General features: G+C 68.9%; 7 protein-coding genes. 4 read left to right on the forward strand and 3 right to left on the reverse strand.

What is annotated here, in order from left to right; all coding sequences use genetic code 11:
* Positions 1 to 49: 49 nt before the first annotated feature.
* Complete coding sequence (locus ACIA49_RS40680; protein ID WP_396383710.1) at positions 50 to 913, forward strand: hypothetical protein; 864 nt, start codon at positions 50 to 52, stop codon at positions 911 to 913.
* Positions 914 to 931: 18 nt separating this feature from the next.
* Positions 932 to 1,798, forward strand: coding sequence for a Ku protein (locus ACIA49_RS40685; RefSeq protein WP_396383711.1), 867 nt, complete (start codon positions 932 to 934; stop codon positions 1,796 to 1,798).
* Here the strand turns inward: ACIA49_RS40685 and ACIA49_RS40690 are convergent.
* On the reverse strand, positions 1,795 to 2,454 hold the full coding sequence (locus ACIA49_RS40690) for a hypothetical protein (RefSeq protein ID WP_396383712.1): 660 nt from the start codon (positions 2,452 to 2,454) through the stop codon (positions 1,795 to 1,797). The two genes, ACIA49_RS40685 and ACIA49_RS40690, sit on opposite strands and share 4 nt — an antisense overlap.
* A gap of 94 nt (positions 2,455 to 2,548) precedes the next feature.
* Complete coding sequence (locus ACIA49_RS40695) at positions 2,549 to 3,841, reverse strand: MFS transporter (protein ID WP_396383713.1); 1,293 nt, start codon at positions 3,839 to 3,841, stop codon at positions 2,549 to 2,551.
* A 135-nt stretch (positions 3,842 to 3,976) separates the two neighbouring features.
* Between ACIA49_RS40695 and ACIA49_RS40700 the strand changes: the two genes are divergently transcribed.
* Positions 3,977 to 6,082 (forward strand): thiamine pyrophosphate-dependent enzyme, encoded by a 2,106-nt coding sequence (locus ACIA49_RS40700; protein WP_396383714.1) that lies wholly within the window; start codon positions 3,977 to 3,979, stop codon positions 6,080 to 6,082.
* 49 nt (positions 6,083 to 6,131) lie between these two features.
* Here ACIA49_RS40700 and ACIA49_RS40705 read toward each other — a convergent pair whose 3' ends face one another.
* Positions 6,132 to 6,629, reverse strand: coding sequence for a DUF1992 domain-containing protein (locus tag ACIA49_RS40705; protein ID WP_396383715.1), 498 nt, complete (start codon positions 6,627 to 6,629; stop codon positions 6,132 to 6,134).
* Positions 6,630 to 6,723: 94 nt separating this feature from the next.
* Between ACIA49_RS40705 and ACIA49_RS40710 the strand changes: the two genes are divergently transcribed.
* Positions 6,724 to 7,296, forward strand: a complete 573-nt coding sequence (locus tag ACIA49_RS40710) for a hypothetical protein (protein ID WP_396383716.1) — start codon at positions 6,724 to 6,726, stop codon at positions 7,294 to 7,296.
* Positions 7,297 to 7,387: the final 91 nt, after the last annotated feature.

The following is a 7,387-nucleotide window of genomic DNA, read 5'->3' on the forward strand; positions in this document are numbered from 1 at the left end:
ACCACGTCAACCTGCCAGAACCTGTCAGCTTTCGGGTAGCGTCGGTCGCGTGGACTTCGAGGAGGCGGCGGACCAGCTGTACGCGAGCCCGGCGGCCGACTTCATTGCGACGCGCAACGAGCTGGCCAAGGAGCTGAAGGCTGACGGCGACCAGCTCGCCTCGACCCGGCTGAAGGCACTCCGGAAGCCGACGGTCGCCGCCTGGGTGGCGAACCTGGTCGCACACCACGCGCCGGACGATCTGGACGACCTGATCGCCCTGGGCGACGAGTTCCGCGAGGCGACCGCGGACATGGACGGGGACCGGCTCCGCGAGCTGACGCCGAAGCGCCATCAGCTGCTGGACAAGCTGGTCAAAGAGGCTGGGCGGCTGGCCAAGGAGGCCGGTCAGAAGGTCAGCGCGGATGTCACCCAGAAGCTCCGCGAGACGCTCGACGCCGCGCTCGTCGACCCGGCCGCGGGCGACGCCGTACGGGAAGGGCGTTTGAGCAGCGCGCTCCGGCACGTCGGTTTCGGGGTCGTCGACGAGAACGGTGAGCCCACCAACGTCACTCCCCTCACCGACGAGCGTCGCGAAGCAGCCCGGGCCCGCCGCAAGACCCAGCAGGCCGAGGAAGCCGCCGACACCAAGGCTGAGCAGGAAGAAGATCAGGCCCGCCGTGAGGCCGAGGAACGCGAGGCCGCCGCCCGCGCCGAGGCCAAGCAGGCCTTCGAGGCCGCGGTCAAGGACGCCCAGGCCGCGGAGGCCCGCGTCGAGGATCTCGACAAGCAACTCGACGAGGCCCGCGAGGCGCTCGCCGACGCGCAGCAGCTCGTGCACAACCTAGGGGCCGAGCTCGACGAGGCCCGCCGTACCGCCCGCGACGCCCAGAAGGAGAGCCGCGAGGCGCGCAAACGCTACAACCGCATGTGAGGTGGGTACCGGGCGCGTATGGCGCGTTCGATCTGGAGCGGTTACATCACCTTCGGGCTGGTCTCGGTACCGGTCGGGCTGTACAGCGCGACCGAGGAACACGAGCTGGACTTCCACCAGTTCCAGCGCGGTACGTCGGACCGGATCCGGTACAAGCGGGTCAACGAACGCACCGGCCGTGAGGTCGCGTTCGACAAGATCGTGAAGGGTCACGACCTCGGCAACGGCAAGTACGTCGTGGTCGAGCCGGCCGAGCTGGACGACATCGCCCCGGGCAAGTCACGCTCGCTGGAGATCGACACCTTCGTCGACCTGGACGAGATCGACCCGATCCACTTCCAGAAGAGCTACTACCTGGGCCCGAAGGAGGGCGACAACGCCTCGTCGTACGGGCTGTTGCGGGACGCGCTGGCGAAGACCAACCGGGCCGGGATCGCGAAGTTCGTGATGCGCGGCAAGGAGTACCTGGCCGCGATCCGGGCGCAGGACAAGGTGCTGGTCCTCGAGACGATGTACTTCGCCGACGAGATCCGCGACCCGGTGGCCGAGCTGGCGAGCCTGCCGGCCAAGTCACGCGCCGGGAAGCAGCTGACCATGGCCGCGGATCTGGTCGAGGCGATGAGCGGTGAGTGGAAGCCGTCGGCGTACAAGGACACCTACACCGACCGCGTGAAGAAGCTGGTCGAGACCAAGCGGAAGGGCAAGGAGGTCGTTTACTCCGAGGAGGAGCCCGAGGCCACCACCCCGACCGATCTGGTCAGCGCGCTGCGGGCCAGCGTCGAGGCCGCCCGCAAGTCCCGCACCTCGCGCACGACCAAGAAGAAAGCAGCACCCCGGAAGAAGACTCCGGCGAAGAAGACCTCCGCGAAGAAGAAGGCTTCTTAGGACCCGCGGGCCATCAGGTAGGTGGTCGGGTCGGGCGGCGCACCGGCATCGAGCCAGCGCTGGAAACCGACCGGGTTCCGGCGCTCGAACTCGTCCAGGCAGATCCGCCGCACCTCGGCGACCGCCTGCCGATCGCGCATGTCCGCGCCCATCGCCAGCTGACCGGCCGTCTCGACCCAGACATCGCAGAGCTCGCTGATGCTCAGCGGGCACTGCAGCGACGCGATCAGCGCCTCGTCCTGGAGGAACTGCTCCTCGGTCAACCGCCGAATCCGCCGCTGCCGCCGCGTCGGCCGCTCCCGACGCTCCGGTACGACGAGGTCGATCAGCACGAAGACGACCGCGCCCACGAGCAGGGTCGCGGCGCCGAACGCGCCGTCCGCGACCAGGCGCACGAGCCCAGGCAGACAGAGCACCCCCACCGCGGCGAGCCCGGCAACCGTGATCGCCGAATAGTCCGGGGTGTCATCGACGACGTTCCGGATCACCGCGGCCAGCGGCCAGACGATCAGGAACACGACCCCGAGCAGCAGCGAGGCCCCCATCGGGCCAAGCAGCAGTACGCCGGTGAGTGCCCCAACCGTCCCGGCACCAAAACCGGCAGCAACCACCACCCGCTGCACACTCACAGTGACGCCCACCTCACGTAATCCCACCCACTACTCCATAGAACGAGCGGCCCTATCCCACCGTTCCCCAAACAAAGACGTCTGGAACCTCGCGAAAGGTTGTCATGGCCGATCGTGCAGATCAGGCGGACGCGGGCTCCGGAGCGGGATCGAGCGGGTTCGCCAGCTCGTCCGACGGCAGCCGACCCCAGTAGACGACCAGGACGCAGATGAGCGCCGGCCCGACCCCGGCGATCACGAAGACGGCGGGGATACCGATCAGGGCACCGGCGGGACCGGCCAGCGCCATCGACACCGGCATCAGCAGCAGCGAGACGAAGAAGTCGAGGCTGGAGATCCGGCCGCGGAGCTGGTCGGGCACCCGGCGCTGGAGCAGCGTGCCCCAGATGACCATCGACGCCGAGCCGGTCGCACCGACGAGGGCGGCACCGACCGCCATCACCCAGAGATGCTGAGCCACGCCGAGGACCACGATCGGCAACGCACCGAAACCCCACATCAAGGTCATCACGGTCAGGTAGCGCCGGGGCAGACTGCGCGAGGAGATCAGTAGGGCACCGATCGCCCCGCCGATCCCGAAGGCCGCGAGGACCAGGCCGAAGTCACTCGGCCCGCCACCTAGCTGATCCTTGACCGCGAACGGCAGCAGCACCTCCAGCGGCCCGAGGATCAGCAGCACGAACACCGTGCCGAACAGGAGCGATGCCAGCAACCACCGCGTCCGGCGTACATAGGCCCAGCCTTCTCGGAGATCCGCGGCCATCGCGCGCACCCCGGTCACCCGATCCTCGGCAGGCTCAGCTGCCTCGGTCGGCTCGGCGGCCGGGATCCGCATCGCCAGCACGCAGCCGGCGGAGAAGAAGTAGGTGAACGCCGTGATCAGGATCGCCAGTCCCGGCGACATCGCGGCGATCACCAGACCGCCGAGCGCAGGACCGGTCGCCTGCTGCGCCAACGGCCGCAGCGTCCCCTCGAGCCCGTTGGCCGCCAGCAGCTCCTCAGCCGGCAGCAGCTTCGGCACGAGCGCCGTGTACGCCGGTATCAGGAACGCCTCGCCGGCCCCGATCAGCACGGCCGCTCCCGCCAGATGCCAAACCTCGAGCAGCTCGGTCAGCGCAAGCGCGGCCACGACGAGCAGCACGCATCCCCGCACGACATCGGCCGCCACCATCACCAAGCGTTGCGACAATCGATCGGCCGCAACCCCGCCGAACAGCACGCAGACGACCAGCCCGATGCTGTACGCCGTCGTCACCACCGACAGCTGGACCGGCCCACCACCGAGCTCGATCACCTGCCAGGCGAGCGCGACCAGCCACAGCCCGCTCCCGAGCAGCGCGACCGCCAGCCCGATCCACAGCAGCCGGTAGTCGCGGTGCCGCAGCGGTCGGACCGCCTTCCACCCCGCGCTCATGATCGCCTCCTCCACGCTCTCCGGCCGATCGTGCCACCCGGCACCGACAGAATATGACCGGCCCGAGCTGTGGTCCCGGCGTTCTTCCCGGATCATGTATTCAATGAGGACCTTCACGCCGCGGGTGAGCACCCCATGATCGGCGTAGACGAGCGGTTCGCTGAGCGTGTGCGCGCCCTCAAACCCGCCCCTTGCGACTACTCCGCCGACCTGCTGCGCAGCCTGTACGACGCTCAGCTCGGCAGCCGGCACGCGGATCTCGCGGCCCGGTGGATGCAGTCTCAGGGCCACGGCTTCTACACGATCGGGTCAGCCGGCCACGAGGGCAACGCGGCCGTCGCCGCGGCCCTCCGGCCGACCGATCCCGCGCTGCTGCACTACCGCTCCGGCGCGTTCTACCTGGCCCGCGCGGATCAGTGCGGGGTGAAGGACGGGCTGCGCGACATCCTGCTCGGGGTCGCCGCGGCGACCACCGAACCGATCTCCGGGGGCCGGCACAAGGTCTTCGGCCGGCACGACCTGGCGATCATCCCGCAGACCTCGACCATCGCGTCCCACCTGCCGCGTGCGATGGGGGTCGCGTTCTCGATGGCCCGGGCCGCGAAGCTCGGCGTACCGTCTCCTTGGCCTGCGGATGCGATCGTCGTGACCAGCTTCGGTGATGCGTCGGCGAACCACTCGACGGCGACGGGCGCGATCAACGCCGCTCTGCATACGTCGTACCAGGGCATGCCGATGCCGCTGCTGATGGTCTGCGAGGACAACGGGCTCGGGATCAGCGTGCGGACGCCGGACGGGTGGATCAAACAGGCCTACGGGTCGCGGCCGGGACTGCGGTATTTCGATGCCGACGGCACCGATCTCGCCGCCACGCTGACGATGGCGATGGAGGCGGCGACCTTCGTACGGCGGAATCGGCGGCCGGCGTTCTTGCGCCTGCGGACCGTCCGGTTGCTCGGGCATGCCGGGTCCGACGTCGAGGCGGCGTACCGGAGTGCCGCGGAAGTCGCGGCCGACGAGGTGTTGGATCCCTTGCTGGGGACGGCCCGGCGTCTGCTCGGCGCGGGGCTCAGTGCTGACGAGGTGATCGACCTCTACGAAGACAAGCGCTCCGAGGCGATGCGGATCGCGGCTGAGGTCTCCGGCCTGCCGCAGCTGTCCTCGGCCGAGGCTGTCGCAGCTCCGCTGCGCTTCCCCGATCCCGTGACTGTCGCCCACGCCTTGCCGCAGCGCACTCCGACCACGGAGCGGTTGACGCTCAGCCAGTCCATCAATCGCGCCCTGAGCGACGTACTGGCGTCTTATCCGGAGGCGATGGTCTTCGGCGAGGACGTCAGCCGCAAGGGCGGCGTGTACGGCGTGACGCGCGGACTGCAGAAGACGCATGGGGCAGCGCGGGTCTTCGACACCCTGCTGGATGAGCAGTCGATCCTCGGTCTCGCGCTTGGCGCTGGGGTGTCCGGGCTGTTGCCGATCCCGGAGATTCAGTACCTGGCTTATCTGCACAACGCCGAGGACCAGCTGCGTGGTGAAGCGGCGTCGCTGAAGTTCTTCTCGCAGGAGCAGTACGCGAACCCGATGGTGTTGCGGATCGCGGGCTACGGCTACCAGAAGGGGTTCGGCGGACATTTCCACAACGACGACGCGATCGGCGTACTGCGAGACATCCCGGGGATTGTGATCGCGTCCCCCTCGCGACCGGATGATGCGGCGGCGATGCTGCACGCCTGCGCGGCGGCGGCGCGGTCGTCGGGCACGGTCAGCGTGTTCCTGGAACCGATCGCGCTCTACCACCGGCGCGATCTGTACGACGAGGCCGACGACGCGTGGCTCACGCCGTACCCGACCTCGCCGGTGCCGATCGGGCGCGGCCGCACGTACGGCGGGGGGACGGAACTGACGCTGGTGACGTTCGGGAACGGCGTACCGATGAGTCTGCGCGTGGCGGCGCGACTGCCCGGCGTACGGGTTCTCGACCTGCGTTGGCTGGCGCCGTTGCCGGTGGAGGATTTGTTGCGCGAGGCAACAGGTACCGGGCGGGTGCTCGTGGTCGACGAGACCCGGCGATCCGGCGGCGTCTCCGAAGGCGTGCTCGCCGCGCTGATCGACCACGGCTACACGGGCCGCCTGGGCCGCGTCACCTCAGCGGATTCCTTCGTCCCACTCGGCGATGCCGCGCGGCAGGTGCTGCTCAGCGAAGAGACGATCGAGTCGGCCGCGCGAGCGCTGCTCACCACGTAATGCCCGGTGCCGGGTGGAGGCCGCCCCGCCCCCACCCGACACCGGGAGTTCAGCTGAAGATCCGCTGCCAGATCGACTTCTTCTTCGACGGTACGGCGGACTCCGCCGCCGCGCGCGCTGCGGCGCGGCGGCGATGCTCCAACCACTCCTCGTGGTCCACGCGCCACTGCTTGAGCGCCGCCTCGGCATCGACCTTCCCGACCGGGATCACCGGGCCGGTGGTGTCGCGGATGGCGAGCACGATCCGCTGGTTGAGGTCGGCGAGGTAGTCGCGGACCTCGGACTCGCGGCGCATCGTCGCGACCTTCTGCCGGACCTCTTTCTTCTCCTTGCGGAGCAGCATGGCCGGCGGGAGCAGCGCCTCGGTGTCGATGTTCTCGCGGCGGATGAAGTCCTTCACCCACCAGTCCGGGTCGTGCTGGTCCGCGAGCTTCAACGGCTTCCCCGCGCCGACCAGGTTGTCGAACTTGCCGGCCTTCTCGGCCTCGCGCAGCTGGAGGTCGATCCAGTCCTGCATCGACATACTCGGGGGCTTGCGGCTGGTCATCGACGACACCTCCACGGTTGCTCCGGACGTCCATTCTAAGTGCTTGTGAATGCGATCACAAGAGGGTGCTGGACGCCGTCGGGATACTGGAAACGTGAGCCTGACCGACGAAGAGATCGCCGCCCTGACCCCGGCGGAGCGCCGCGAGCTGATCCTCCGGCTGGCCCCGCGCCCGGCCGGCGGCCCGTCGGCACGCACGATCAACCGGATCCGCAAATGGCGGACCGTACTGATCCTGCTCGCCGCGCTCGCCCTGATCCCGTGGACCGTCTACCTGGCCGTCACCCTGCCCAACCACTACGTCGCCCGGCACTGGGTAGCGACCTGGGTCGGCTTCGACATCCTCCTGCTCGCCTCGCTCGCCCTCACCGCGATCGCCGGCTGGAAGCGCCGCGTCATCGTCTTCCCGACCGCAGTGGTCTCCGGCGTACTCCTCCTCTGCGACGCCTGGTTCGACGTCCTCACCAGCCAGCGCAGCGACCTCATGCAGGCCCTACTCAGCGCCGCCCTCCTCGAGATCCCCCTCGCCATCATCCTGATCGGCGGCCCCCTCCGCATCATGCGCCACCTAGCCCTCCGCTACGGCATGGTCAACTCCCGAACCCACTTCTGGAGCCTCCCCCTCCCCATCCCCGAGCTCTACCCCAACCGCCAAGTCCCCTCCTAACAGTGATGATGTGAGTGTGGCTCCGCAGCGGTCGTCCTGACTCGCCCTCTAACTGACTTCGGGTCTTCAACGGGATCTGTCGGTCGACCGT

The sequence above is a fragment of the Kribbella sp. NPDC051587 genome (genome assembly GCF_044453945.1).
Taxonomy (GTDB): domain Bacteria; phylum Actinomycetota; class Actinomycetes; order Propionibacteriales; family Kribbellaceae; genus Kribbella.